This is a genomic window from Mycetocola miduiensis (assembly GCF_900115155.1).
Classification (GTDB): domain Bacteria; phylum Actinomycetota; class Actinomycetes; order Actinomycetales; family Microbacteriaceae; genus Mycetocola_A; species Mycetocola_A miduiensis.
The window spans coordinates 191736-218395 of sequence record NZ_FOVM01000001.1; the positions used below are offsets into that span (position 1 = coordinate 191736).

A 26660-nucleotide genomic window follows, 5' to 3' on the forward strand; every position below is an offset into this window, starting at 1 on the left:
GGTTTAGGCCTCCTCGTCGTTCTTGCGCGGGAGGGTGACAACCATGGTCGTCCCGCTTGGGCTGCTGGCAGACATCCGGACGTCGCCGCCGTGTGCACGGGCGATCTCGCGACTGATGCTCAGGCCAAGCCCGGTGCCGTGGATGGTGGTGTTGCGCACGGATTCGGCCCGGTAGAACCGTGAGAACAGGTTCTTCTGTTCCTCTTCGGTCATGCCGCGGCCCGTGTCCGACACGAAAATCTCGACCTCGTCGACGTCACCGATGACGGCGATGCTCACCCGGCCGCCAGTGTTGTTGTACTTCACAGCGTTCGAGAGCAGGTTGTCGATGACCTGGCGGATCCGGAACTCGTCTGCCTGCACGATCGGGTCGCCGATCGTGGTGAGCAGCAGTGAGATCTTGCGTTCCTCGGCCATCGGTTTGAGGGCTTGGATCGACTGTTTGGCGATCACGGCGACGTCGGTGGGACCGAAGTTCAGCAGGAAGCCGACCTGATCGTCGTGGGATGCCACGAGGAGGTCAGAAACGAGTGAGAGCAGGCGATCCGCGTTCTTCAGGGCCACTTCGATGTGGACCCGGCTTTCTTCGCCGACATCGTCGCCGTCGAGCACGAGTTCCAGGTAGCCGAGGATGGACGTCAGCGGTGTGCGGAGCTCGTGCGACACCGAAACGACGAGGTCGTCGCGCGCACCGATCGCTTCGAGTTCCCTGGTGATGTCGCGTGACACCCAAACAGCGCCCTCCCGAACACCGTTCGCGTTCGTCAGCGGCCGCCCGGTCGCGGCGAGTGCCATCCGGTACCCGCCAGGATCGCCGTACCACATGACGACATCGTCGAACGATTCACCGCGAGCGAGGCGTTTATGCGGGCGTTCCTCTTCCGAAAAGGGTGTCACCCGGTCTTCGCGGTAGATAACATCCGGAACGGTTTCGTTTTCATCGTAGCCAAACTGCCGCAGCCGCTCCCGATGCGCCCGGTTGACCATCGTTGGCCTGGCCAACCGGTCGTAGGCGACAACGCCGAAAGTCACAGCGTTGATGACTTCGTGGAGCGTGCGTTCCTGGCGGCGCGTCCGGTCGAAGGCTTCTTCCAGGAGCATTGCCTGCTGGCGGAGCAGGCGGCGCTGAGCCAGATTCTTCTGTGTTCCGGTGTAGCTGGCCGTCGCGACGAAAGCGAGGACGATCCCGAACACGAGCAACGTGGGGAGGTTCACCGCGCGGGCCGGGTTGAGGAGCCAGCTGACCGCCACGAGGAGAAAGGACAGTGTGGGACCGAGCACGGCGCCAAACCGACCGTGATAGGTGGCGAGCCAGATCACCGGAAAAACGAGGAAGAGTGCAGCACCCAACATCGGTTCGCCGGCAACGATCAGGCCGATACCGAGGATATCGACGATCGGAAGCGCCATCGTCGCGCGCCGGGGCAGGTTGCGCCACGGCACCGTGGATGCCGCCATCGTGGCCATGAAGATGACTGAGACGCCGAAGAGAAGGAGCGGTTCACTCGGCAGGGCGATGTCGATGACCAGCAGGATGCACATCAGGATGAGCACCCCGACCGCCAAAAGCAGTTGCCACAGGAACACCGAACGCTCGAGGCGTTGTCGCCCGTGCGACTTCATCGGCGACGCCGAGGGACTGCTCATGTGTTGACACTAGCAATCCTGAACGACGGTCTGCGCCGCTCCATGACTTGTGCTAGTGCGTGGCGTGTGCTTATACTGCGGCGGCGAGTCGCGCTGCGACGAGTTCAGCGATCTGAACCGCGTTGAGTGCCGCCCCCTTGCGAAGGTTGTCGTTCGAGATGAACAGCGCGAGGCCCTTGCCCGCCGGGGCGCTCTGGTCGGCGCGGATCCGACCGACGAAAGCGGGGTCCTGGCCTGCTGCTTCCAACGGCGTCGGGATGTCGGCGAGCGCGACGCCCGGGGCATCCGTCAGCAGCTCGGTGGCCCGCTCCGGGGAGATGTCCCGCGAGAACTCGACATTGATCGAGAGCGAGTGGCCGGTGAACACCGGAACGCGCACGCACGTGCCAGACACGAGAAGTTCGGGGAGTTCGAGGATCTTGCGGCTCTCGTTGCGGAGCTTCTTCTCTTCGTCGGTCTCGTTCTGGCCGTCGTCGACGATCGAGCCCGCGAGCGGCACGACGTCGAACGCGATCGGGCGCTTGTAGATGACGGGCTCGGGGAGCGTGACGGCCTTGCCGTCGTGCACGAGCTGCAGAAGGTTCTCGTCTTCGACGGCGACGCGGACCTGGGTGGCGAGTTCGCGCGCACCGGCGAGACCTGAGCCGGACACCGCCTGGTAAGTGCTGACGATGAGGCGCTCGAGACCAGCCTCCTCGTGCAGGACCTTGAGGACCGGCATCGCTGCCATGGTGGTGCAGTTCGGGTTGGCGATGATGCCCTTGGTTGCCTGATCGATGGCGTGCGGGTTCACCTCGGAAACAACAAGCGGAACCTCGGGGTCCATCCGCCATGCGCTCGAGTTGTCGATGACGGTGGCGCCGGCTGCGGCGAACCGCTCCGCCTGGGCACGGCTGCTGGTCGCGCCGGCTGAGAAGAGCGCGATGTCCAGGCCGCTGGGGTCAGCGATCGCGGCATCCTCGACGACGACCTCCTCGCCGCGGAACGTCAGGGTGCTGCCGGCCGAGCGAGCCGACGCGAAAAAACGGATGCTCGCAATCGGGAACTCGCGCTGCTCCAGCAGGGCGCGCATGACCCCGCCGACCTGGCCGGTGGCGCCGACGATGCCGAGGTGAACTCCGTTGCTCATGATGTCTTCTCCTGTGCCGCGCGGGGGCCCGCGCCTAACTTCGGACAATTCTCTCAAATCGGCTCTTGATGAGCGATTCGGGGGTGTTCCGGGGAAATTTCCCCGCAGTTGCGGACGCGGCTTAGCGGCCGGTTCCGCCGTGCACGATGGCTTCTTCGTCGCTGTCGAGGCCGAACGCGGCGTGGACGACGCGGGCGGCTTCCTTGATGCTGTCCGCGCGGGTGATCACCGAGATGCGGATCTCACTGGTGGAGATCATCTCGATGTTGATCCCGGCCTGGTGCAGGGCTTCGAACAGCCGGGCCGAAACGCCGGTGTTCGCCTTCATGCCTGCGCCGACGAGAACGAGCTTGCCGATCTGGTCGTCGTGCTGCAGCGACTCGAACCCGACGTCTTCGCGCTGTTCGAGCAGCGCAGTGAGAACCTTGTGCGCTTCATCCTGCGGCAGGGTGAAGGAGATGTCAGTGAGGCCGGTGGCCGCAGCGGACACGTTCTGCACGATGATGTCGACGTTCGCGTCGGTGGAGGCGATGATCTTGAAGATCTGAGCAGCCTTGCCCGGTACGTCGGGAACGCCGACGACCGTGATCTTGGCCTCGCTGAGGTCGGTTGCGACACCGGTGACGATGGGGTGTTCCATCTCTTCGCCCTCTTTCGGGTTGATGACGAGGGTTCCCTCGTTGTTGTTGAACGATGACCGCACGTGAAGTGTCACGCCGTGCCTGCGCGCGTATTCCACCGCGCGGATATAAAGGACCTTGGCGCCGTTGGCCGCGAGCTCGAGCATCTCTTCGCTCGTGATCGTCTCGATCTTCTGCGCGCGCGGAACGACGCGGGGGTCCGAGGTGTAGATGCCGTCGACATCCGTGTAGATCTCGCAGACATCGGCGTTGAGCGCTGCGGCGAGGGCGACGGCCGTGGTGTCTGAGCCGCCGCGGCCGAGGGTGGTGATGTCTTCGGTTTCGTCGTTGAATCCCTGGAACCCGGCCACGATGACGATGGCGCCGGTGTCGAGGGCTTTGCGCACACGCACCGGGTTCACGTCGACGATGCGCGCAGCCCCGTAGTGCTTGTCGGTGCGCATGCCCGCCTGCAGCCCGGTGTACGAGCGCGAGTCGACGCCGAGGTTCTTGATCGCCATCGCGAGCAGCGACATCGAGATGCGCTCACCGCTCGAGAGCAGCAGGTCCATTTCGCGTGGCTCGGGCGGGAGGGGCGACACGGCGGCGGCGAGGTCGAGCAGTTCGTCGGTGGTGTCGCCCATGGCGGACACGACGACGACGACCTCGTTGCCGGCCTTGTGCGATGCGACGACGCGCTTGGCGACACGTTTGATACTTTCGGCGTCTGCGACGGATGAACCGCCGAACTTCTGCACGATAAGGCTCACGGATACTCCTGGGTGGGGGTCGATCGGGTTCGACCCGACTCTCCATTCTAAACGCGGGCGCATGCCGGGGCTGCTATGTGACGGCGTTCGTGCTGGAGGCGATTGTTAGCGGTCTGTTCACTCATTCCGGACCGGAGCATCCGGCGTGCCGCGTGAATGCGACCGGAGTGCGTGAATCGGCGACGGATGCCCCGGCGTCCCGTTCCCGCCGGCTGCGACGGATGCCCGCGGCTTCCGTCCGCGGGCGCGTCGCCGGTCAGTTCTTGACGACGGTGCGACCCTCGAAGGCGCGGCCCAGGGTGACCTCGTCGGCGTACTCGAGGTCGCCGCCGACGGGAAGCCCGGAGGCCAGCCGGGTCACCTTGATTTCGAGGACGGTGAGCAACCGGCTGAGGTATGTCGCCGTCGCTTCCCCCTCGAGGTTGGGGTCTGTGGCGATGATGACTTCCTGCACGACGCCGTCTGCGAGCCGCTGCATCAGCTGGCGGATGCGAAGGTCGTCCGGGCCGATGCCGTCGATCGGGCTGATCGCCCCGCCGAGCACATGGTAGAGCCCGCGGAACTCGCGGGTGCGTTCGATCGCCACGACATCCTTGGCTTCTTCGACGACACAGATGCTCGCCGGGTTGCGGCGCGGGTCACGGCAGATGGAACACGTCGGCTGTTCGGCGACATTGCCGCAGATTTCGCAGAAGTGCACTTTCTCGCGCACTTCGGTGAGCAGTTCTGCCAGCCGGGTGACGTCGAATGTCTCGGTCTGCAGGATGTGGAACGCGATCCGTTGCGCGGACTTCGGTCCGATGCCGGGAAGCCGACCGAATTCGTCGATCAGTTCCTGGACGATGCCTTCGTACATGTGGTTCTAGTCCCTGTTGAATCGGGTCGGCGGAGTGTGCGGCTGCTCCTCGATGAAGCTCGCGCCGAGAAGTTCGCGCACCACGGATTCGCCGTATCGCGAGCTCGCGGCCGGGTGTGCCGGCTGACGGTGCGTCGGACGGCCATTTGCTGGTGCGGCGGATGCTGCCGAGCTCGGCCGGTCGGACGCTGCTTCGGCGGGTCGAGGGTTCGCAGCGGCTGGCTGCGCGACGGGTGCTGCCTGCCTCGCGGCGGCAATGGGATCTGGCCGTGCCGGTGCGGCGTCGCGTGGGGTACCCGGGGCGGTCCCGCCGGTCGGCGGCGTCGGGGCAACGGAGCGGCCGGGAGGCGGCGCAAAGCGTCCGGGAGGGATGATCGAGGGCACATCGCCGATGGCGACCGGCTCCCGCCCGGGGTCGACCTGTGGGTCGGGGTACGGCGGCTCGTCTTCGGGCGGAGGCGCGTCGTCGAACGGCGGTGCATCATCGAACGGGGGTGCATCGTTGTCGTCCGGCTGGTGTGTTGGATCGGAGATCGGGATGGCAACGACGTGCCACCCTCCTGCGGCTGGCGCGGACGCACTCGGCGCGGTCACACCTGGCGCGGCTGCCGCTCGCGCGGGCGCACCGCCGGCTGACGCGCTCGGACCGCTCGCTCGAGAAGACGCTCCGGCGGACGGGGCAGGCTGGGTTTGAGCAGCCCCACCCGGGGGCGTGGACGGCGCCGCGGGCTGGCGGGCGCCGCTCGCTGTCGGTGCTCCTCCGGGTGCAGCACCCGGAGTGCTCGCCGCGTTTATCCCGGCCGGATCGGGAGCCCCACCCGGGGTGTTTCCGGGGCCGGAATTTCCGGGGCCGGGGTTTCCGGGGCCGGGGTTTCCGGGGCCGGGGTTTCCGGGGTCGGAACTTCCACCGGACGGCGCAGCGGAACCGGGCTGGGTCGGGCCGGCCGACGTGCCGCGGGGGGAAGCATCCGCGTCACCCGGGGCATCAACCTGGGCGATGAATTTGACGGTAACGCCGAGCACATCGAGGATCGCCTGGCGAACAAGCGTGCTGACGCCGTCGCCGGCGTTGAGGAGCTTGAAGTCCTCGACGTCCTTGGCGCTCGGGAAGGTCAGGCGCAGCACCGCGTCGTCACTGAACGCGCGGACGGTTGCCGTTTGAGCCACCAGCCAGGCCGACCGTTTGGTCGACGCAACGCGCTCGAGGACCTCGGTCCAGGAGTCGCGGAGCTGCTGCAGGGTGACCGGCCCGACGGGCTTCACGGTCACAGGGGGTGCTGGCGGCCGAGGGGTCTTGGGCGCTGCGGATGCCGCCGGACCGGGAGCCGCGGGTCCGGATGCCGGCAACGGGGTGCGGGCGGCCTCCGGCCGGGACGCGGCAGGTTCGACCGGTTCATCGAACGACCGCTGAGCGGCCGCCGGGGCAACGGCATCCGTCGATGCAAGGGCCGTTTCGGGGGTCGCGGTGTCGGACATGCCGACCCGGCGTTCGAGTCGCTCCACCCGGGCGAGGGCGCCGCGGGCGGTGTCGTCCATTGACGGCACGAGAACGCGCGCGACCATGAGTTCGAGGTGCAGTCGCGGTGAGGTCGCACCGGTCATCTCACTCAGGGCGGTGTTGACGATATCGGCAGTGCGGCTGAGTTCGGCCTGGCCGAATCCGGTCGCCTGAAGAGCCATATGGTCGAGTTCGTCCTGCGGGATTCCGCGAAGAACGGATGCCGCGTCTCCCCCGGTTGCGCCGACCACGATGAGGTCGCGGAGGCGCTCAAGGAGGTCGTCGACGAAACGGCGCGGATCCTGGCCGGTCTGGATGACGCGGTCGACAGCGGAGAACGCGGCGCCGGCATCCCGGGCGGACAGCGCGTCGATGACCTCGTCGAGGAGCGCCGAGTGGGTGTAGCCGAGAAGCGCGACGGCGCGTTCGTAATCGACGGTGTCACCTTCGGATCCGGCCATGAGCTGGTCGAGGAGCGAGAGGGTGTCACGCGCGGAACCGCCGCCGGCTCGCACGACGAGCGGGAGTACTCCTGGCTCGACCTGCACATTCTCGGACTCGCAGAGCGATTGCACGTATTCGAGCATCTGCGCCGGCGGGATCAGCCGGAACGGGTAGTGGTGGGTGCGCGAGCGGATCGTGCCGATGACCTTGTCTGGTTCGGTCGTCGCGAAGATGAACTTGATGTGCTCCGGCGGTTCTTCGACGATCTTGAGCAGGGCGTTGAAGCCCTGCGGGGTGACCATGTGTGCCTCGTCGAGGATGAAGATCTTGTAGCGGTCGCGGGCCGGCGCGAAGATGGCGCGCTCGCGGAGGTCGCGGGCGTCGTCGACACCGTTGTGGCTTGCGGCGTCGATCTCGACGACGTCGAGGGAGCCGCCGCCGTCACGGCTGAGTTCGACGCAGCTCGGGCAGACGCCGCATGGGGTGTCTGTAGGCCCTTCGACGCAGTTGAGGCAGCGCGCGAGGATGCGGGCTGACGTGGTCTTGCCGCATCCGCGGGGCCCGCTGAAAAGGTACGCGTGGTTGACGCGGTTGGTGCGCAGGGCCGTCATGAGCGGATCGGTCACCTGAGACTGACCGATCAGCTCGGCAAAGGACTCTGGCCGGTAACGGCGATACAGGGCTGTAACCACTCCCTCATCGTAGTCGCCGCCGCTGACACTGAGGCGGGTCGGCTGTGTGCGGTGGGCGCTGCCGCGGCGGCCCACGTTCGCAACTTCGGAGAATCTCTGGCGACAGACGATGTGAAGCCCAAAATCGGCACAATTTCCGACAAACTCCGCAGTTGCGTACCCACCCCGTTGCTCCCTCCCACCAGCCGCCCAGAGGGCAGCTCTCCACCGACGAGGCCCGGTCCGGGAGCCGGACCCGCGAACCCTCACACTTGCCGCATGAGCACCGACATCATTGCCCGCCTGTGTGACTCAGGACATGTGGCAACGACTGCTCAGTTGCGGAACTTCGCCACCGCCCAAGATCTCAAGCGAGCGCGCGAAAGGGGGCTCATCCGGCGCCTGGCACGAGGCATTTACGCGTGCACGCACATTGAGACCCCGCTCGTTCTTGCTGCCCAGTCGGGCGGACGACTCGACTGTGTGAGCTCCCTCGCCAGACACGACGTGTGGTCAGGCCTGGAACGACCCGGGCTGCACCTACGGATGAAGCCGCACCAGCATTCGCGCCGGTCGATTGCCGGTGCGTTTGTCCATTGGAGCGGCACGCTGCAGCCGGGCAGCCTGCTCGAAGTCGCCCCGGTCGACGCGGTTTTAGAGGCCATCCGATGCCTCGGTCCGGATGATGCACTCGCCTGCATCGAGTCCGCACTTCACACGCGATTCCTCAGCGACGACCAACTCGATCTCGTGGTCGCGCATGCCCCTGCCCGGCTTCATCCGATGCTGTCTTCGATCGACCGCGGCGCACAGTCCGGCTACGAGACGTTCGCCCGCCTCAAGCTCGTCAGGGCGAACCTCAAAGTTCGGACGCAGGGGTATGTACCCGGAGCCGGGCATGTCGACATCATCGTCGAAGAGTGCGTCGGTCTCGAGATCGACGGCGAGAGGTGGCACGGGCCGGAACGATTTCTCCATGACCGCACGAAGGACCGCAACGCTGAGCTGCAGGGACTGAGGATGCTCCGGATCGGCGGATTCCATGTCTTCAACGACTGGGATACGACTCTTGCGACGATTCGGCGGATGGTGTCCGACGCACAAGCCCAGCGGCGACCCCAGCGGCGGCGGGGCCGTTCGTAACTTCGGAGGATTTGCCGCCTGTGTCGAGTTTCGTTCCGAAATCCCATTGGATCCTGCATATCTCCGCAGTTGCGAGCGAACCCCCTACGCCTGCCGCCGCGCCGCATCGAGCCCAGCCCAGCGCTTCCCGAACAGCGGCAGCAGCGTCAGCACCGCATAGAGGATGGAACACCCGAGGAGCGTCGGCCCCAGCCCGAACCCGGCGACGGCCAGCCCGGCCACGAAACTTCCGACCGGCATCGCTGCCGCAACTCCCGCCGTCGTCGCACCGAAGATCCGCGCCCGCATCGCCTCGGGCGTCAGGCCGTACATTGCCGTCGACAGCATCGGGTTGATCGAACCGGCCGACAGCCCCGACAGTGCGAACACGAGAAGCAGCACCGGCACAGGAACGCCGAACAGCATCGCAAGGTATGGGGGAACCCCGGCGCAGAAGAACGTTGTGACGAACATCGCCCGCCCGGCAAGCCGATGCCCCCACATCGCAAACAGCACAGACCCGACGAGCGCGCCGCCGGCGAAACATCCGACCATGAAGCCGAGCAGCGCCCCCGAGTCCGACTCCCCCGTCGCATAGATCGGCTTGATCACCGTGATCCCGGCGATGTCGATCGCGTTGGTGAACATCACGAGCAGCACGACGCTCCGCAGCAGCGGCTGCCGCCCGAGAAATCGGATGCCGTCTGCCAACTCCCGCCAGTACGAATCGCCCGTATCCTCCCGCAACGGCCGGGCGACATCCGATGGGATGCACACAGCAATAAGGAGAGCGGATGCCGCAAAGGTCGCCGCGTTCACGAGGAGCGAATTCGTCGCTCCTCCCACCGCCACGAGGATGCCGGCGCTCGCCGCCCCGATCATCGACGCACTGCGCTGAACGGCGGACTGTGCACCGGCTGCCCGTGCCAGCGGGACGTTGCCCCGCTCGGCCAGTTCAGGAAGAAGGACGGTTTTCGCCGTATCGCCGGGGGTGTCGAGCAACCCGCTGCAGAAGACGAGGAGCAAAAGCAGCCAGAACGGCAGCCCGCTGGTCAGCGCAAAGACCGGGATGGCGAGAACGGTCAGGCCGCTGGAGAGGTCGGCGGCGATGCTTGACGTTCGGTATCCGAACCGGTCGATCACCGCCCCGCCGAGGGCACCGCCGAGGATGACGGGCACGGTGGTGAAGACTCCGGCGACGCCGGTGGCGAGCGCCGACTCGGTCGAACCGAGCACATACAGTGGAACGGCCACCATGGTGATGGCGTTGCCGGCCTTCGAGATGAGTTCGGCCGCCAGCAATCCGATCAGCGGCGTACGCCTGGCGGTCAGTGCAGAAGTCGGCATCAGCTCACCTCGGCCGCACGAAAGCGTTGTAGATCAGACGCGCCGCGCGGACACCGGGCTCCCCGGGGCGGCTGCGCGCTCCCCAGCGCCTCGCCAGCGCCTCCACCTCGTCGGAGAGCTCACGCAGCTCAGCCGGTGTGAGGAACGTGACGGTGTCCCCACTCGTCGCCGCGGCAACCCATTCGGGTTCAAGGGTCGGCTCGAGGTCGATGTACTCTCCCACTTCGGTGCTGAGCGCCTGCACGAAGGTATGCCGCATCGCGACGCTCGCCAGGCGGGTCTCCGGGTCAGCGTTGAGCCGGCTCGGCTCGAAGCGGGTGTGCGACTCGGCAGCCTGCCACCAGCGTTCACGGGCGTCGCGGGCGCGCTCCGGCGCCTCGATCACGAAGCCTGCCCTGGCAAGCACACCGACGTGATAGCTGATCGAGCCGGGGGCCTCGTCGAACAGGTCGGCGAGCATCCCGACCGAACGGGGGCCGGAGACCCGAAGTTCGCCCAGCATCCTCACCCGCAACGGGTGCGCGAGCGCCCGCATGGCGTGGGGGTCGACAAGGGAACGGGGTGTGTCAGAAGAGCCGGTCATGCGGCAAGAATAGACCCACAACATCTCTTGTGCAATGTTTCTTGCTGACCTATTCCACCTTGTCGTGCGCGGGCACGCGTCCGCCCCCTAGGATGATCGGGGGGCGCTGCATCGCGGCAGGAAATCCCCACAGAATTTTCACCGGGGGTCCAATGCCAGGAAAGCGCATTCTTGTCGTCGATGACGAAGCCGACATACGCGATCTGATCGCTCTGAAACTGGGATCCGCCGGATACGACGTGCAGGTGGCTTTGGACGGTAACAGCGGCCTGCAGCAGGCACTCACCGGCAACTTCGACGGCATCGTGCTCGACGTGATGATGCCGGGCATGTCAGGTATCGACGTACTTTCCGCCCTGAGGCAGGCCGAGGTCACCACACCGGTGCTCCTCCTGACCGCCAAAGCCCAGGAGCGCGACGTCGAAGCGGGCTTCGCCGTCGGCGCCGACGATTACGTCACCAAGCCGTTCAGCCCGCGGGCGCTGCTCGCGCGAGTCAATGCGCTCCTGACGCGCGGCTGACATGCCGACGCTGTTCCCGAGCTCCGTGGTGTTCGTGGTGCTCATCGCATGCACCATCGCCTGCGTCGTTGCCATCGTCCTCGTCACGGTGATGAGGCTCGCCCGGCGGGTACGCGGGTCGAGGCTGCAACGCCTCACCGAACGCATCCGCCCTGCGGTCCTGCAGGCGGCGGTCGCCGAGCAGGACGCACTGGACAACAGCCTCACCGTGTTCCGCTCGATGCGTGGTCGCGCTCGTCGCAACGCCGAGTCGATCGCCACCCGGATGCTCTACGACGTCACCGGAGAAACCCGCACGAACCTCACCTACGTCCTGGCCGCCTGTGGCACGATCACAAGAGCCGTCTCGCGCACGACGAGCACCGTCCCGGTTCGACGGGCCCGTGCGGCGGAGATCCTCGGGTTGATCGATTACCCGGATGCCATCAGTCACCTCATCCGACTCGCCCAGGACGAAAGCGACGAGGTACGCGCGGTGGCAACCCGTGCCCTCGGACGCAGCGGCCGGCCGGAGGCGATCGCAGGGCTGCTCGCCGCCCTGCCCTCGTCGAGCGGAGTCCCCGCCGTCGTCGTCGGTTCTGCGCTCCTCGAGGCCGCTGAGCACTCCGCCGCGGCGATCGGCCGTGGCTTCACCGACAGCGACCCCGCCGTGCGGCGCACGACGGCGATCCTCGCCAGTCATGTGATGAGCCCGGGCGCCACACCGAGGCTCATCAGGGCCCTCGCGACCGATGACGAACCGCTTGTGCGTATTGCGGCGGCACGCTCGATCATGAGGCTGCAGACACGCGACGCGGTGCCGGCGCTCTACGAGGCCGCATCGTCCGAGCACTCCGGAGTCCGCATCGCGGCGACCACCGCCCTCGCCACGTTCCCGCCCGCCTGGACGCACGAGGTACTCACCGATCTCAAGCATCACCCGGACGTCGATATCCGGCGCGCGGCATCAGCAACCCCGATCGAAGGCTGACATGGACGCGACCCGCGACATCCTGAGCGCCATCTTCGCCTTTCTCGCGATTCCGATGCTGGCCTACTTCATCGCCATCAACACGTCCTACCTGGCCCTGATTGCGCTGGCGAGCCGGCATTTCGCCAAGCACGCCCGCCGGTCCTCCTTCACCGGGGAGCGGTCGATGGCGGCATCCCCACTGTCACTGGGGATCTCCGTCGTGATGCCGGCGTACAACGAAGAAACCGTGATCGTTGCGTCCGTTCGATCCGTCCTCGACCTCCGCTACCCCGACCACGAAGTCATCGTCGTCAACGACGGAAGCACCGACGCGACACTGCAGATCCTCATCGACACCTTCGGGCTGGTGCCGGACGATCGCGAACACCCGGTCCGCCTGCCCGTCCGCGGTCACATCCGCCAGATCTGGGTGTCCCCCAGCAGCGAGTTCGACCTGACCGTCGTCGACAAAGAGAACTCCGGCCGCTCCGACACTCTCAACGCCGGCATCCGGTTCGCCGAACGAGACCTCGTCGTGATGGTCGACGCCGACTCGCTCATCGACCCCGACGCGCTGCTCAAGGTCTCCAAACCGTTCGCCGACGACCCTGAGAACACGGTCGCGACCGGTGGTGTGGTGCGCGCGGTGAACGGATGCCTCGTCAACCGTGGCCGCGTCGTCGAAGTGGGCATGCCCCGCCAGCTCCTCGCCAAGATCCAGGTCGTCGAGTACCTGCGGGCGTTCCTGCTCGGACGCACCGGCTGGTCCCAGCTCAATGCCCTCGTGCTGATCTCAGGCGCGTTCGGAATGTTTCGCCGTGACATCCTGCTCGAGGTCGGCGGCCTCGACGCGGACAGCATCGGCGAGGATTTCGAACTCGTGATGCGGATCCACCGGCTGATGCGCCGTTCGAAACGCCCGTACCGGGTGACATTCGTCGCGGAGCCGGTCAGCTGGACCGAGGTCCCGCCCACGATGCGCGTCCTGGCGCGGCAGCGTCGGCGCTGGCACCGCGGGCTGTGGGAGGTGCTCTGGAAGTACCGTGGCATGACGTTCAACCCGCGCTACGGCGTGGTTGGGATGGTGGCGCTGCCGTTCTACTGGCTGTTCGAGCTCTTCGCCCCGCTGCTCGAACTGAGTGGCCTGATTCTCGTGCCACTCGGCCTCGCATTCGGCCTGGTCGACCCTGGGTACGGCCTGATGTTCCTGCTTGTCTCCTACGCGTACGGGTTCTTCGTCACCCTCGCCGCGCTGGTCGTCGAGGAAGCATCCTTCCACCGTTACGACCGCTGGCGTGACCTCGGCAGCTGCATCTGGGCCGCGTTCGTCGAGAACCTTGGCTACCGCCAGCTGACCGCGGTCTGGCGGCTGCAGGGCTGGTGGGCTGCCCTGCGCGGAACCAAGCAGGAGTGGGGCGTCATGACGCGCGCCGGATTCCTGGAAGAGCCTGCCGTTACTGTGCGGGAAGGGTCACGGTAACCGTCGTGCCCCGCTCGTCCTCGCTGAGGATATCGATGGAGCCGTCGTGCGCCTCAATGATCGCCCTGCTCACTGAGAGGCCGAGTCCCATCCCGGGGAAGTGCTCACGCACCGTCGTCGCCCGGTAGAAGCGGGACATGATCGCCTCCAGCTCGCCTGCGGGGACGCCCACACCGGTGTCCGCAATGGAGACGACGACCGAACCGTCCACCGCCGAAACGGTCACGTCGACGGTGCCGGCCGGGCTGAACTTGATCGAGTTCGACACCAGGTTGCCGATTGCCTGGCGCATCCGGGCCTCGTCGACCATCGCCGGTGCGGCATCCGGGGCGTGCAGGTGAAGCCGGACCTGTGAATTCCGTGCGGTTTTCGCGAACCCCTCGAGAACGACCTCGCACAACTGGCGGATGTCCCTTGGCCGGCGTTCGATTTTCATGTCCTGGTCGCCTTCACTGGCCGTCGCCAGGAGGTCGGTGATGAGCCGCTGGAGCCGTTGCGTGTTGCGGTCGATCACCGACAGGTGCTTGCGAACGTTCTCGGGAACGTCGCCCTCGTCATCCTCGATGAGTTCCAGGTACCCGACGATCGCCGCCAACGGTGTGCGAAGCTCGTGCGACACCGACGCGACGAAATCATCCTTCGCCGCGATGATCTCGAGGTATGAGGTCACATCGTTCATGGCGATCACCGTGCCGGCGAAATTTCCTTCCGCGTCAAACAGGGCGCGTGCCGACGCCGAGACAGCGTACTGGCGGTTGTCTGGAGAACCGACCCAGGCGATCCGGTCACCAAACTCCTCACCCTGAAGCGCTCGCCCGATGATCCCGTCTCCTGCTGGAATCGGTGTGACCCGGTCCAGTTCGTAAAGGAAACCCTCTGCTTCCAGTTCGAGACTGGCGACGCCGGCTTCGACGACCAACGGATGATTCTTCGCCCGTCGGTTCACCAGGAGCTGGTTGCCGTCGGCATCGAATGCGAGAACCCCCGTATCGACGGCGTCGACGATGGCGTCGATCAGCTTCGACGCCCGTTGCTGTTGTTCAAGCGCCTCAGCGGTTCTCTTCTCCAGGCTGACCAGGGACCGGATGATCGACCGCATGAGCCGGACTGCCAGGTACGTGCTGGTGGTGGCGATCGCGACCACGGACGGGACGAGCAGATTCCGTAGCGCGTGTTCGAGATCGAGAGACTCGGTGTTGCTCAGCCCTGGGAGCTCGATCAGCCCGACGGAGAGCACCACGGCCAGCGCGGCGAACGGCGCGCGCCCCGACCAGCCCAGCCACAGCGCCGGGAGAATCGCCAGGTATCCGATGGCGTGCACGTGGTCCTGCGGCAGCTGCCGCAGGACGATGAGCGCGATCATGTCGAGGACAGGAACGACGAGCAGCCAGACCGTGTCGAAACGACCGAGAATGAGGGCGAGCACGGTCGCCGTCCCGAAGATGGCCACGGCGATGACGGACGCGACGGTCTGCAGCGGCGCAGGGTCGAAGGCTACCGAGACGGCGATCGCTGCGGCCACGAGCAGAAGCATTGCGACCTGGAACGCGACGTCCGCCCGATAACCGAACCAGCGGGGTGTGCGCTCCGCCGAACTGATGCCGGTCATACGACCGACAGTGTCTGCCGGGCGATCTCGAGTTCCTCGTTCGTCGGTATCACCAGCACGGTGACATCTGAGTCATCCGCTGAGATGCGCCGCGCATCGCGCGATCGCTCTTCGTTGCGTTCGTCCGAAAGACGGATGCCGAGCCGGGTGAGACCCGACAGCGCCGCCTTGCGTACGGCTGCGGCGTTCTCCCCCACTCCGGCGGTGAACGAAATGACGTCGACGTGGCCGAGTTGCGCCAGGTAGTTTCCGATGTACCCCTTGAGCCGGTGAATGTAGACGTCGAAGGCGATGGACGCTTTCTCGTCGCCCCCAGCCGACCGTTCCAGCACATCGCGCATATCGCCGGCACCCGACATCCCGAGCAGGCCGCTCTTTCGGTTGAGCAGCGTGTCGAGCTCGTCGAAGCTTATCCCTGTGCGGCGGTGCAGATGGATGAGGACAGCCGGGTCGATGTCGCCAGAGCGCGTGCCCATGACGAGGCCTTCCAGCGGCGTCAGCCCCATCGAGGTCTCGACCGAACGGCCGCCGGCGACAGCGGTCGCCGACGCCCCATTGCCCAGGTGGAGGACGATCTGGTTGAGCTCGCCGAGCGGGCGGCCGACGAAGGCCGCAGCCTGCTCGGAAACGAACTTGTGCGAGGTGCCGTGGAAGCCGTATTTCCGCAGTCGATGCTTGTCGGCCAGCGTGGTGTCGATGGCGTAGCTGTATGCAGCCGGCGACAGGGTCTGGTGGAATGCTGTGTCGAAGACGGCAACGTGCGGGATGTCGGGGAAGGCTTTCTGCGCGGCCTCGATGCCCTGCAGGTTCGCCGGGTTGTGCAACGGCGCGAGTTCGGAGAGCTCCTCGATGTTGATCTTCACGAGATCGGTGATGAGGGTCGGTTCGAAGAACCGTTTGCCGCCGTGGACGACCCGATGGCCCACTGCTCGAAGCGGATGCCGTTTGAGCGACGGCCCGTGCGCTTCGAACGCATCGAGCATGACCCGGAATCCGGCGGTGTGGTCGGGGATCGGGAGGTCCCGCTCCGTCGTCTGCGGAGCATCCGTCCGGTCGACCGAGGGCACGGCATCCCACGGAATCGTGTGCACCGAGCGACCGGTACTTTCACCGATGCGTTCGACGAGCCCCGTTGCGAGCATCTGCTCGGTGTCCATGTCGATCAGCTGGTACTTGAACGACGACGATCCCGAGTTGACGACGAGGATTGTGCTCATACTGGGACGTCACCTTGCGCCTGGATCGCCGTGATGGCGACGGTGTTGACGATGTCCTGCACGAGGGCACCGCGGGAGAGGTCGTTGATCGGCTTGTTGAGTCCCTGGAGCACGGGACCGATGGCGACGGCACCGGCCGAGCGCTGCACGGCCTTGTACGTGTTGTTGCCCGTGTTGAGGTCGGGGAAGATGAAGACCGTGGCTCGACCGGCCACCTCTGAGCCGGGCATCTTCGACGCGCCGACCGCGGCATCCGCTGCGGCGTCGTACTGGATCGGTCCTTCGACGAGGAGGTCAGGCCGACGCGACCGAACAAGAGCGGTGGCCTCACGCACCTTCTCGACGTCGGCTCCTGAGCCGGATTCGCCGGTGGAGTACGACAGCATCGCGACACGGGGGTCGATGCCGAACCGCACAGCGGTTTCGGTGGAGGAGATCGCGATGTCAGCGAGCTGTGACGAATCCGGGTCGGGGATCACCGCACAGTCGCCGTAGACGAGCACGCGGTCCTCGAGCGCCATGAGGAACACCGACGAGACGACATTGACGCCGGGTTTCGTCTTGATGATCTCGAACCCGGGGCGGATGGTGTGCGCCGTCGTGTGTGCAGCGCCGGAGACCATGCCGTCGGCGAGGCCGAGATGCACCATCATCGTGCCGAAGTACGATACGTCGCTGACCTGGTCGCGCGCCTGGTCGAGCGTGACACCCTTGTGGGCGCGGATCCTGGCGTACTCCTCGGCGAACTTCAGCCCGAGCACCGGGTCGTGCGACGAGAGCACTTCGGCGGCGGAGATGTCGAGCCCGAGCTCGATGGCCCTGGAACGCACCTCGAACGGTTCACCCAGGATGGTGAGCTGGGCGACGCCGCGAGCCAGGAGGGTGTGGGCGGCGCGGAGGATCCGGTCGTCGTCGCCCTCGGGGAGGACGATGTGCTTGGTGTTCGCACGGGCGCGTTCGAGGAGCCCGTACTCGAACATGAGCGGGGTGACGACATCGGTGCGGCTCAACTCGAGCAGCCGGACCAGCCCTTCGGCGTCGACATTCTTCTCGAACAGGGCGAGTGCGGCGTCATACTTGCGCTGGGAGTCGGCGGCGAGGCGTCCGCGGGTGCGGGTGATCGCGACGATCGTGTCATAGGTGCCGAGGTTGGTCCGGATGATCGGCAGCGTTTGCGGGAGTCCGTCGAGGAGACGCTCGACCGGTTCGGGCAGGTCGAACCCGCCGTTGAGCACGATGCCGGCGATGGACGGGAACGTGCCTGAGCTCTGCGCCATCATTGCGGCCAGCAGGACTTCGGTGCGGTCGCCGGCGACGACGAGAACGGCGCCCTCGATGAGCCGTGGCAGCACGTTGACCATGCCCATGCCTGCGACGACCACGCCGAGCGCCTCGCGGCCGAGGAGCCCCGGGTCACCTTTGAGGAGCACGCCGTCGGTTGCGCGCATGATCGATTCCATGCTCGGCGCGATGAGGTACGGGTCTTCGGGGATGGCCCAGACCGGCACACCCGGTTCCGCCTTCTCGATCGCAGCGGTGACCTCGCCGAGGTGGTCGGCGTCAACACGGTTCGCGATGACGGCGAGGAGGGTGGCGTGGGCGTTCTTCAGTTCAAGAAGCGCAAGCTCTGCAATGTCGCCCATCTGGTGCGCACTCCGAGGGTCGGCCTGGCCGAGGCGTTCGCCCGAGCCCTGATTCGACCGGCCGCCGAGCACGAGCAGCACCGGGGCACCGAGGTTGGTGGCGATCCGGGCGTTGTAACCCAGTTCAGTCGGGCTGCCGACGTCGGTGAAGTCCGAACCGAGGATGACGACGGCGTCGCACTTCGACTCAACCGCCTTGTATCGCTCGACGATGTGCGACAGCGCCGCATCGGCATCCTCGTGGACGGCGTCGTAGGTGACGCCGATGCACTCGTCGTAGTCGAGGTCGACGCTGTCGTGGTTGAGCAGCAGTTCGACGACGTAGTCGCGTTCAGACGTCGACCGCGCGATCGGACGGAACACGCCGACGCGCTGAACCTGGTGCGAGAGAGTGTCGAGGGTGCCGAGCGCGATCGTCGACTTGCCTGTCTGTCCCTCGGCCGAGGTTATGTAGATGCTTTTTGCCACGGTTCCACCCTACGGCCCCACACCGGGGCACACCGCTCAGTACTGTCGTCGTCTCGAGCTGGCGGGTTAGGCGTTGTCGCCGCCGGTTTCGTCCACTCGTTCCTGGGCGTCTTCCTGCGAGACCCCAGCGCCGTCGGACGACCAGGACCAGTTCGCCACCTCGGGAACGTCCTCGCCATGATCGCGGGTGTACTGGCGGGCGCGCAGGCGGGCATCCTGCATCTCCTGACGCAGTCCCGCGGCGGTTGCGGCGAGTTCGGGCACCCGGTCGATCACATCGATGACCAGCCGGTACCGGTCGAGGTCGTTGAGCATGACCATGTCGAACGGGGTCGTCGTCGTGCCCTCTTCCTTGTATCCGCGCACGTGCAGGTTGGGGTGGCCGGTGCGCCGGTAGGTCAGCCGGTGGATGAGCCACGGGTACCCGTGGTAGGCGAAGACGACGGGCTTTTCGGTAGTGAAGATCGTGTCGTACTCGGCGTCGGACAGGCCGTGGGGGTGCTCGGACGCCGCCTGCAACCGCATCAGGTCGGTCACGTTGACGACGCGGACCTTCAGCTCGGGCAGCCGCTCACGCAGGATGGATGCCGCAGCGAGCGTCTCCAGGGTCGGCACGTCGCCGGCGCAGGCGAGGACGACGTCCGGCTCGGTGCCGGGCACCTCGCTGCCGGCCCAGTCCCAGATCCCCAGGCCGCGGCTGCAGTGGGCGATGGCTTCGTCCATGGTGAGCCAGTTCGCCTGCGGCTGTTTGCCGGCGACGACGACATTGACGTAATCGACCGAGCGGAGGACGTGGTCGTACGTCGAGAGCAACGTGTTGGCATCCGGTGGCAGGTAGACCCGCACGACATCAGCCTTCTTGTTGACGACGTGGTCGATGAAGCCGGGGTCCTGGTGGCTGAAGCCGTTGTGGTCCTGGCGCCAGACGTGGCTCGACAGCAGGTAGTTGAGGCTCGAGACAGGCAGGCGCCAGGGGATCTCGCGTGAGGTTTTCAACCACTTGGCGTGCTGGTTGAACATCGAGTCGACGATGTGGATGAACGCTTCATAACAGTTGAACAGGCCGTGCCGCCCGGTGAGCAGGTATCCCTCGAGCCAGCCCTGGCACTGGTGTTCGCTGAGCACCTCCATCACCCGGCCCGCCCTGGAGAGGTTCTTGTCGACCGGCAGCAGTTCGGCGTTCCACTGTTTGCCGGTGTGCTCGTACACGGCGGGCGCGAGGCGGTTGGATGCCGTTTCGTCGGGCCCGAAAATGCGGAAGTTGTGCGGGTTCTCGGCGATCACGTCGGCCAGCCAGATGCCGAGCACTTTCGTCGCCTCCGCTGTCGTCGCGCCCGGGGCCGCGACCTCGACGGCGTACTCGCGGAAGTCGGGCAGGTCGAGGTCGCGGCGGAGGAGCCCACCGTTGGCGTGGGCGGTCGCGCTCATCCTCAGGTTCCCGGCCGGGGCCAGGGCGGCGACATCCTCGCGCAACCGGCCGTCGGTGTCGAAGAGTGTGTCTGGACGGTACGAATTCAGCCAGTCCTCGAGGATCTTCGTGTGCTCGGCGGTGTCGCGCGCGTTCGCAAGCGGAACCTGGTGCGCGCGCCACGTGTTCTCGACGGGTTCGCCGTCGATCACGGCCGGGCAGGTCCAGCCCTTCGGTGTGCGGAGGATGATCATCGGCCAGCGCGGTCGCTCGAACTCCTCGCCCGCCTCGTGCCGCTCGGCGGCGGTCCGCTTGATCGCCGCGATCTCATCCATCACCGCGTCGAGCGTTTCGGCCATGCGGGCGTGCACGAGCATGGGATCTTCGCCGTCGAATCCGCCGGAGACGAGGTACGGGTTGTGGCCGTAACCACGCATCAGGTCGAGGAGTTCTTCTTCGGGGATGCGGGCGAGGACCGTGGGGTTCGCGATCTTGTACCCATTGAGGTGCAGGATCGGCAGCACGACGCCATCCTGCAGGGGCTCGATGAACTTGTTCGAGTGCCAGCTCGTTGCGAGCGGACCGGTCTCGGCCTCCCCGTCACCGACCACGGCGGCGACGATGAGGTCGGGGTTGTCGAAGGCGGCGCCGTAGGCGTGGCTCAGCGCGTAGCCCAGTTCGCCACCCTCATGGATCGACCCGGGCGTCTCCGGGGCCACATGGCTCGGGATGCCGCCGGGGAACGAGAACTGGCGGAAGAGCCGCCGCAACCCCTCTTCGTCCTCGCTGATTCGCGCGTAGAACTCGGAGTATGTTCCCTCGAGATAGGCGTTGGCGACCATGCCGGGGCCGCCGTGCCCGGGACCTGCGATGTAGAGCATCGGCTGGCTGCGCTCACGGATCACCCGGTTGAGGTGCGCGTAGACGAAGTTGAGGCCGGGCGTCGTGCCCCAGTGCCCGAGAAGTCGGGGTTTGATGTGGTCTGCGGTGAGCGGTTCTCGCAGCAGCGGATTATCCAGCAGGTAGATCTGCCCGATTGAAAGGTAGTTGGCGGCTCTCCACCAGGCGTCGATGAGTTCGAGTGATTCGGTGTCTTCCGTCTGGGGAGCCATGCGCTCATCTTAGGAAGCGGGGTGCGGCTGCCGATAGGGCTGCCGCCGGAGTTGACACGCGCTGGGCCGCTGGAACACCCATTGCGGTCGAAGACACCCGTTGCGCCGCATGCATCCGTCCGGAGCGGATGAACTCACGCGTCCGGGCCCGGTGCGGTTAACGTAAAAGACTCCCCGCGCACCTCGGCATAACGACGCAGCCCCGGTTACCCTTGACGGCCAGTTAACGTATAAGACTCCCCGCGCACCTCGGCATAACGGCGCAGCCCCGGTTACCCTTGACGGCCAGTTAACGTATAAGACTCCCCGCGCACCCGCCAGAGCCCGGTTACCCTTGCTACGTTTCCGTCCTGGGGGAGTTGGCCTGGATGGCGCCACGCGGGGAGCCGACATCCATTCTACGACATCCGGACCGGTGGTTGCGCGCGCTGGGCCATGCGGTCGGATGCTCTCCGCAAGCACGATAGGATAGCTGAGGTTGAAAACGTGCGAACGTCAAAACCGGCCAGGAGAATTCGCCTAGTGGCCTATGGCGCACGCTTGGAAAGCGTGTTGGGTTAACGCCCTCGGGGGTTCGAATCCCCCATTCTCCGCCAATTGCACAACCAGAAACGCCCACCGCAGACGGTGGGCGTTTCTGCGGTCGGAAACAAAAGCGTGTTGGGCTTTTCGTGATGTTTCGTCATGTGAACGAATCCCCGTATGGGTGGCTACCCGATTCGTATGTTCATGCGCCAGAATGAATGTCGAAGCGGGGGCGCAACGTGACGATTGAAACTGAAGATGTGGTGGTGACCGTTCGCGTGCGCCAGGGGCTCCTCGCGCAAGGCATTTCGGCGCTGCTCGCGCTGAGTGTGCCTGTGCTGCTCGTGCTCTACTGGCTCACCATTCCGACCGGTGACTGGGTATGGGTGGTCACCGTCCAGACGGTGGTTCTCGCCGCCGTGCTGCTCGGTGTGATCCGCTATCTTCGCGTGTGCGTCAGCGTGACGCCGACGCACCTGCTCGAACGGCGATTCTTCTTCGGCACCAATCGCGTGCCCCTCACCTCGATCGGCCGCGTGGTCATGCTCGAGATGCATCGCACGATGGCTTCACAGTCCCGGCTTCAGATGTTCGTCCTGGATGCCGCCGGCCGCCCACTCATGCGCATGCGCGGCGAGTACTGGTCGCGCAACGACATCAACCGCATCGCCTCGCACCTGACCATGGCGCCCATCGAACACGTCGACCACCCGGTCACGCTCGACGAGCTCCAGAGCACGCGACCGGAGATGCTCTACTGGTTCGAGCGCCGCCCCAGCCGGATGCCTTAGGCGAGTTTCATCCCCAACACGATCCCGCCCTCATTTGACGCTAGTTCGGTGAATCCGACGCGACGGTAGAAGGCCTGGGCATCCGTGTTCCCGGTGCCGACGACGAGATGCAGCCCCTGGACGCCCCGCTCGGCAAGCGCCGCCGCCAGCGTCTCGATGAGCCGGCGGCCCAGTCCCTGGCCCTGCGCTTCGGGGAGAAGGTTGATGTGCAGGTGGGCGGGATACTCGTCGACGGCGGCGATGAGCATCCGCTCCGGGTTGTGCGCCGAGGCGATGATCGAGCGTTCGAGTTCTCCGTCGCTTGGGTACTTCCCGGCGACCGTCGGCCACCATTCGGCGCTGAACCACTCGGCGAAAGTCCTCGTGTTTCCCGTGCCGACGATGTATCCGACCGCGCGCTCGCCGTTGTCGGCAACGAAGGCCAACTCCGGCTCGTGGTCGGCGTACGGGAGGGCGTAGATGTCGGGAAGGAGACCGTCCGAAGAGTGCAGCCCCGTGGCATCCTGCCCGTTGTCCCCGGTCCTGACGCAAATGTCGGCGATATCCGCACGGTCAGTGGGCTCGAACGGTCGAATGTGCATCACGCGCCTGAGCTTACCCACAGTCGGAGTACAGTCGGCGGGATCGACCCTCGAAAGCTGAAACGCATGACCTGGCAGACCGCGACGCTCGACGAATACGTTCGCCGCTGGCACCTCACCCGGTGGGCACCGCGTTCTCCACGCCCTCATCACACTTGCAGCCGGTGCTGTGGCACGGCGAGCGCGCCATGCTCAAAGTCGCCCGGATCGCAGAAGAAGCGAACGGATGTCACCTGCTCGTTGGACCCGGAGGATGACCGCCCAAATATCCGCTAGCGTCGCCTGCGGGTCCCGAAGATCCCCTCGACGACACCGGTGAGGATCGTCTTCGTCGCCGGGGAGCCGAGAACTTCTTCGAGCACGGTCTTCTGTTTGCGGGTGCTCGTGCGCCGGCCGGTGCCCCGGGTTTTGCGCACCAGCCGCTCATACTCGGCGTCGGCTTTCTTCTGCGCCGCTGCCTGCGCCTTGTCCATCGCCGCCTTCTGCTTCGCGTACTCCGCCTCAGCCTTGGCCTGTTCCAGGGCTGCTTCCTCAGCGGCCGCAGCCGAACTCGCGGCTTCCATCTTCGCTGCGAGGATTTCGCGCGCGGACTCCCGGTCGACGGGTGTGCCGTATCTGGGCAGCAGAGCGGATGCCGCGACGGCTGCGTCGATGGCGGCATCCGGACTCGGCGACATCAGTCCCTGCGGTGCGCGGAGGCGCGTCCAGGCGACCGGTGACGGGGCGCCCTTCTCGTTCATCACCGTGACGATGGCTTCGCCGGTGCCGAGCACTGTCAGCGTCTCCTCGAGGTCGTAGCCGGAGTTCGGGTAGGTCGAGACGGTGGCACGGAGCGCCTTCGCATCGTCGGGAGTGAAAGCGCGCAACTGGTGTTGCACGCGCGAGCCCAGTTGCGCGAGCACGTCGCCGGGGACATCCTTTGGCGTCTGCGTCACGAAGAAGATGCCGACGCCCTTCGAACGGATGAGACGGACGGTCTGGGTGATCTGGGCGAGGAAGTCTTTTGACGCGTCCTGGAACAGCAGGTGGGCCTCGTCGAAGAAGAAGACCAGTTTGGGCTTGTCCAGGTCACCGACCTCGGGCAGGTCGTTGAACAGGTCAGCCAGCAGCCACATGAGGAACGTCGAGTAGAGGGCCGGTTTGTCCTGCACTCCGGGCACTTCGAGCAGGCTGATGATGCCTTTGCCGTCGGCGGTGTTGCGGAGGAACTCTGCCGTGTCGATCTCGGGTTCGCCGAAGAACACGTCGGCGCCCTGGTCGGCAAAGATGATGAGCTCGCGCAGGATGACCCCGACGGTAGCGCTCGAGAGACCGCCGAGATCCTTGAGCTCGGTTTTGCCCTCATCGCTCGCGAGGAATGTGAGCACGGCGCGGAGGTCGGTCAGGTCGAGCAGCGGCAGCCCTGATCGGTCGGCGTAGTGGAAGACGAGGCCGAGGCTGGATTCCTGCGTGTCGTTGAGTCCGAGCACCTTGCTCAGCAGGATCGGTCCGAATCCGGCGATCGTCGCCCGGATGGGTACTCCCCTGCCGACACCGCCGAGTGAGAAGTACTCCAGCGGAAAGCTGTCAGGAGTCCAGTCCTGGCCGATCCCCCTGGTGCGGGCCAGCAGTTTCTCGTTGCCCTCACCCGGCTGAGCCATCCCCGACAGGTCGCCCTTGATGTCAGCGGCAAAGACCGGCACGCCGTGGGCGCTGAGCTGCTCGGCGAGCCCCTGCAGGGTGCGGGTCTTGCCGGTGCCGGTCGCTCCGGCGACGAGCCCGTGCCGGTTCATCATCGCGAGCGGGATGCGCACCTGAACGTCTGGGAGCGCGTCACCGTTGACCAGGGCGCCCATCTGCAGGGCAGGCCCCTCAAAGTTGTAGCCGGCGCGGATCTTCTCGACGTCGTCGGCGCCGAGGGGTCCAGGCACGGCGGATGCCGGTGGTGCGGCGGGTGCCGGTGGTACGGCATCCGCGGGGGTTGCCTGCGCTGCCGTTGCCTCGGCTTCTGCTGCCGCGGCTGCGTCCTCGAGCCGTTTCAGAGCCGCAGCCGCAGCAGCCTGGGCCTGCTCGGCTGCCGCGGCGAGGGCAGCGGCTTCGGCTCGTGCTGCGGCAAGGGGGTCTGATCGGGTGGCGTCGCTCATGGGTTGAGCCTAACCATCGGCACCTTTTCGCCAGAGGTTTCGACAGAGGGATTGCGTAGATCGCCCGACACCCTTCACAACTTCGGAGAAAGCTCCGTAAAGCTCGCATTTCCGGAACCGGCGACACAAATCCACGAAAATCTCCGAAGTTCGGAACACCGTCACCGCCGGATCAGGCGGGCAGCACTGTCCGCTCCAGGAACTCATTCACGAACACACGCTCGGGGTCGAGCCGTGCGGCGAGCGCCCGGAACTCCGGGAGCCGCGGATACACGCGTTCCAGCGCCGCGGCATCGGCGGAGAACAGCTTGCCCCAGTGCGGACGGGCAGCGAAGGGCGCGAGCGCCGCCTCAAGCACCGGCAGCAGCGCCTCGACGTCGGATTGTTTCCTGAGCCAGGTGAAATGCAGCCCAACGGCATCCGTGCCATAGGCGCCGCTCAGCCACAGGCTGTCTGCGGCAAACGTCCGCACTTCGCACACCTGCAGCAGCGGCGCGATCCGGTCGGCAAGACCCCGCACGGTGCGCAGCGCGGCGACGGCGTGCTGCCGCGGAACGAGGAACTCGCTCTGCAATTCTTCACCGTTCGACGGAGTGAAGTCCAGCCGGAAGTGCGGCAGGCGGTCCAGCCACGCTCCCGACACGCCCATCTGCGCGGTGCAGTTCACCGCTGAGATGCCGGGCAGCGGATGCCGGTCGGCCGGCGCCGCCGTCGCACCGAACAGGTCGGACGGTGCCGCCGCATCCACGCTCGCCCGCCGCTTCAGCCAGACCTGGTCGAGAACATCCGGATCCTGCCAGGTCGTGAAGAGGGACACACTGTAGGCCGAGAATGTGATCGCGTCGAAATTCGACTCCACCGCGGCGAACGGGAGTCGCTCGAACACGGACTGCTCGATGTCGAAGGTTGGCTCGATGTCGAGCGTGACCCGGGTGACGATCCCGAGAGCGCCGAGGCTGACGACGGCACCGTCGAAGTCCGGGTCGCCGCGGCGCAGTTGCAGCACCTCCCCCGAGGCCAGGACGAGTTCCAGGGCCGCGACGGAGGCTGCGAGTGACGGAATCCGGTTACCCGAACCGTGCGTCCCGGTGGCGATGGCACCGCCGACAGAGATGTGCGGAAGCGATGCGAGGTTCGGCAGCGCCCACCCGGATTCCTGCAGCTGTGCCGCGAGGTCCCCGTAACGGATGCCCGCGCCCACGGTCACCGTGCGGTCCTCCGCATCGAGGACCGGCTCGGCACGCAGCAGCTCGGTCGAGATCAGCAGGTCGGCCGAGTCGGCGATGGTGTTGAACGAGTGCCGGGTCCCCAACGCCCGCACCGCCGTTGCCCCGCGAAGCAGGTCCTGAACGTCGCTGACACTGGCCGGCGCTTCAATGCGGGCAGCGCGGTATGCGTGATTGCCTGACCAGTTCGTGCCGAGGACGTTCGTCATTGCTGCCTTTCGTTGCGCGGAGCCGCGGGTCGTAGTGGCGCCCTCTGGAACCGTACCGGGATGCTGGGCCGCGATGCCAATACGGACCGGAACACGGCACACCGGGTG

General features: G+C 66.2%; 19 protein-coding genes, 1 tRNA gene and 1 other RNA gene. 6 read left to right on the forward strand and 15 right to left on the reverse strand.

The genetic code is table 11. The features are described from left to right. Positions 1–3: 3 nt before the first annotated feature. From BM197_RS00900 to BM197_RS00920, 5 genes are all read right to left on the reverse strand, one after another. Positions 4–1647, reverse strand: a complete 1644-nt coding sequence (locus BM197_RS00900) for an ATP-binding protein (RefSeq protein WP_090708001.1) — start codon at positions 1645–1647, stop codon at positions 4–6. Between the two features lie 70 nt (positions 1648–1717). After that, positions 1718–2776 carry an aspartate-semialdehyde dehydrogenase gene (locus BM197_RS00905; protein WP_090708002.1) on the reverse strand — a complete coding sequence of 353 codons (1059 nt, stop codon included), beginning with the start codon at positions 2774–2776 and terminating at the stop codon, positions 1718–1720. Between the two features lie 121 nt (positions 2777–2897). Continuing rightward, entirely contained in the window at positions 2898–4166 is a 1269-nt protein-coding gene (locus tag BM197_RS00910) for an aspartate kinase (protein ID WP_090708005.1), read from the reverse strand. 256 nt (positions 4167–4422) lie between these two features. Then, positions 4423–5022, reverse strand: a complete 600-nt coding sequence (recR, locus tag BM197_RS00915) for a recombination mediator RecR (protein ID WP_090708006.1) — start codon at positions 5020–5022, stop codon at positions 4423–4425. A gap of 6 nt (positions 5023–5028) precedes the next feature. Further along, positions 5029–7656, reverse strand: a complete 2628-nt coding sequence (locus BM197_RS00920) for a DNA polymerase III subunit gamma and tau (RefSeq protein ID WP_090708906.1) — start codon at positions 7654–7656, stop codon at positions 5029–5031. Positions 7657–7914: 258 nt separating this feature from the next. On the opposite strand from BM197_RS00920, the gene BM197_RS00925 reads away from it, so the two are divergent. Continuing rightward, positions 7915–8778 (forward strand): type IV toxin-antitoxin system AbiEi family antitoxin domain-containing protein, encoded by an 864-nt coding sequence (locus tag BM197_RS00925; RefSeq protein WP_143094954.1) that lies wholly within the window; start codon positions 7915–7917, stop codon positions 8776–8778. A gap of 84 nt (positions 8779–8862) precedes the next feature. On the opposite strand, the gene BM197_RS00930 is transcribed toward BM197_RS00925, so the two are convergent. Both BM197_RS00930 and BM197_RS00935 read right to left on the reverse strand, forming a co-directional pair. After that, positions 8863–10104 (reverse strand): MFS transporter, encoded by a 1242-nt coding sequence (locus BM197_RS00930; protein ID WP_090708009.1) that lies wholly within the window; start codon positions 10102–10104, stop codon positions 8863–8865. Between the two features lie 4 nt (positions 10105–10108). Continuing rightward, positions 10109–10687: an ArsR/SmtB family transcription factor gene (locus tag BM197_RS00935; RefSeq protein WP_090708011.1), complete on the reverse strand. Its 579-nt coding sequence runs from the start codon at positions 10685–10687 to the stop codon at positions 10109–10111. A gap of 152 nt (positions 10688–10839) precedes the next feature. Between BM197_RS00935 and BM197_RS00940 the strand changes: the two genes are divergently transcribed. Genes BM197_RS00940 through BM197_RS00950 form a run of 3 tightly spaced genes read left to right on the forward strand, consistent with a single transcriptional unit; the run spans position 10840 to position 13640 of the window. Continuing rightward, positions 10840–11208 carry a response regulator transcription factor gene (locus BM197_RS00940; RefSeq protein ID WP_090708012.1) on the forward strand — a complete coding sequence of 123 codons (369 nt, stop codon included), beginning with the start codon at positions 10840–10842 and terminating at the stop codon, positions 11206–11208. Between the two features lies 1 nt (position 11209). Then, positions 11210–12178 carry a HEAT repeat domain-containing protein gene (locus BM197_RS00945; protein WP_090708014.1) on the forward strand — a complete coding sequence of 323 codons (969 nt, stop codon included), beginning with the start codon at positions 11210–11212 and terminating at the stop codon, positions 12176–12178. Between the two features lies 1 nt (position 12179). Continuing rightward, positions 12180–13640: a glycosyltransferase family 2 protein gene (locus BM197_RS00950; protein WP_090708015.1), complete on the forward strand. Its 1461-nt coding sequence runs from the start codon at positions 12180–12182 to the stop codon at positions 13638–13640. Here BM197_RS00950 and BM197_RS00955 read toward each other — a convergent pair. The 5 genes from BM197_RS00955 to ffs form a co-directional block, all read right to left on the reverse strand. Then, positions 13615–15249 (reverse strand): sensor histidine kinase, encoded by a 1635-nt coding sequence (locus BM197_RS00955; protein WP_090708017.1) that lies wholly within the window; start codon positions 15247–15249, stop codon positions 13615–13617. The two genes, BM197_RS00950 and BM197_RS00955, sit on opposite strands and share 26 nt — an antisense overlap. Next, entirely contained in the window at positions 15246–16466 is a 1221-nt protein-coding gene (locus BM197_RS00960) for an acetate/propionate family kinase (protein WP_090708019.1), read from the reverse strand. The genes BM197_RS00955 and BM197_RS00960 overlap by 4 nt, the downstream gene beginning before the upstream one ends. After that, positions 16463–18577, reverse strand: coding sequence for a phosphate acetyltransferase (pta, locus tag BM197_RS00965; protein WP_090708021.1), 2115 nt, complete (start codon positions 18575–18577; stop codon positions 16463–16465). The genes BM197_RS00960 and pta overlap by 4 nt, the downstream gene beginning before the upstream one ends. Positions 18578–18643: 66 nt before the next feature. Then, on the reverse strand, positions 18644–21097 hold the full coding sequence (locus tag BM197_RS00970; protein ID WP_090708022.1) for a phosphoketolase family protein: 2454 nt from the start codon (positions 21095–21097) through the stop codon (positions 18644–18646). Positions 21098–21391: 294 nt separating this feature from the next. Continuing rightward, positions 21392–21488: signal recognition particle sRNA small type (gene ffs, locus BM197_RS00975), an RNA gene on the reverse strand. Between the two features lie 117 nt (positions 21489–21605). Between ffs and BM197_RS00980 the strand changes: the two genes are divergently transcribed. Further along, positions 21606–21693: transfer RNA gene (locus BM197_RS00980), tRNA-Ser, on the forward strand. Between the two features lie 168 nt (positions 21694–21861). After that, a complete protein-coding gene (locus BM197_RS00985; RefSeq protein WP_143094955.1) occupies positions 21862–22413 on the forward strand; it encodes a hypothetical protein in 552 nt (183 codons plus the stop codon). On the opposite strand, the gene BM197_RS00990 is transcribed toward BM197_RS00985, so the two are convergent. The 3 genes from BM197_RS00990 to BM197_RS01000 all read right to left on the reverse strand — a co-directional run bounded on the left by BM197_RS00990 (position 22410) and on the right by BM197_RS01000 (position 26552). Beyond that, a complete protein-coding gene (locus BM197_RS00990; RefSeq protein WP_090708026.1) occupies positions 22410–22994 on the reverse strand; it encodes a GNAT family N-acetyltransferase in 585 nt (194 codons plus the stop codon). The two genes, BM197_RS00985 and BM197_RS00990, sit on opposite strands and share 4 nt — an antisense overlap. 272 nt (positions 22995–23266) lie before the next feature. Continuing rightward, complete coding sequence (locus BM197_RS00995) at positions 23267–25117, reverse strand: helicase HerA-like domain-containing protein (protein WP_090708028.1); 1851 nt, start codon at positions 25115–25117, stop codon at positions 23267–23269. 172 nt (positions 25118–25289) lie between these two features. Beyond that, positions 25290–26552: an FAD-binding protein gene (locus tag BM197_RS01000; protein ID WP_090708029.1), complete on the reverse strand. Its 1263-nt coding sequence runs from the start codon at positions 26550–26552 to the stop codon at positions 25290–25292. Positions 26553–26660: the final 108 nt, after the last annotated feature.

Coding starts and splice junctions, on each gene's coding strand:
- BM197_RS00900 (WP_090708001.1), bottom strand. CDS start 1,647: ATGAGCAGTCCCTCGGCGTCGCCGATGAAGTCGCACGGGCGACAACGC.
- BM197_RS00905 (WP_090708002.1), bottom strand. CDS start 2,776: ATGAGCAACGGAGTTCACCTCGGCATCGTCGGCGCCACCGGCCAGGTC.
- recR (WP_090708006.1), bottom strand. CDS start 5,022: ATGTACGAAGGCATCGTCCAGGAACTGATCGACGAATTCGGTCGGCTT.
- BM197_RS00925 (WP_143094954.1), top strand. CDS start 7,915: ATGAGCACCGACATCATTGCCCGCCTGTGTGACTCAGGACATGTGGCA.
- BM197_RS00930 (WP_090708009.1), bottom strand. CDS start 10,104: ATGCCGACTTCTGCACTGACCGCCAGGCGTACGCCGCTGATCGGATTG.
- BM197_RS00935 (WP_090708011.1), bottom strand. CDS start 10,687: ATGACCGGCTCTTCTGACACACCCCGTTCCCTTGTCGACCCCCACGCC.
- BM197_RS00940 (WP_090708012.1), top strand. CDS start 10,840: ATGCCAGGAAAGCGCATTCTTGTCGTCGATGACGAAGCCGACATACGC.
- BM197_RS00945 (WP_090708014.1), top strand. CDS start 11,210: ATGCCGACGCTGTTCCCGAGCTCCGTGGTGTTCGTGGTGCTCATCGCA.
- BM197_RS00950 (WP_090708015.1), top strand. CDS start 12,180: ATGGACGCGACCCGCGACATCCTGAGCGCCATCTTCGCCTTTCTCGCG.
- BM197_RS00955 (WP_090708017.1), bottom strand. CDS start 15,249: ATGACCGGCATCAGTTCGGCGGAGCGCACACCCCGCTGGTTCGGTTAT.
- BM197_RS00960 (WP_090708019.1), bottom strand. CDS start 16,466: ATGAGCACAATCCTCGTCGTCAACTCGGGATCGTCGTCGTTCAAGTAC.
- BM197_RS00970 (WP_090708022.1), bottom strand. CDS start 21,097: ATGGCTCCCCAGACGGAAGACACCGAATCACTCGAACTCATCGACGCC.
- BM197_RS00990 (WP_090708026.1), bottom strand. CDS start 22,994: ATGCACATTCGACCGTTCGAGCCCACTGACCGTGCGGATATCGCCGAC.
- BM197_RS00995 (WP_090708028.1), bottom strand. CDS start 25,117: ATGAGCGACGCCACCCGATCAGACCCCCTTGCCGCAGCACGAGCCGAA.
- BM197_RS01000 (WP_090708029.1), bottom strand. CDS start 26,552: ATGACGAACGTCCTCGGCACGAACTGGTCAGGCAATCACGCATACCGC.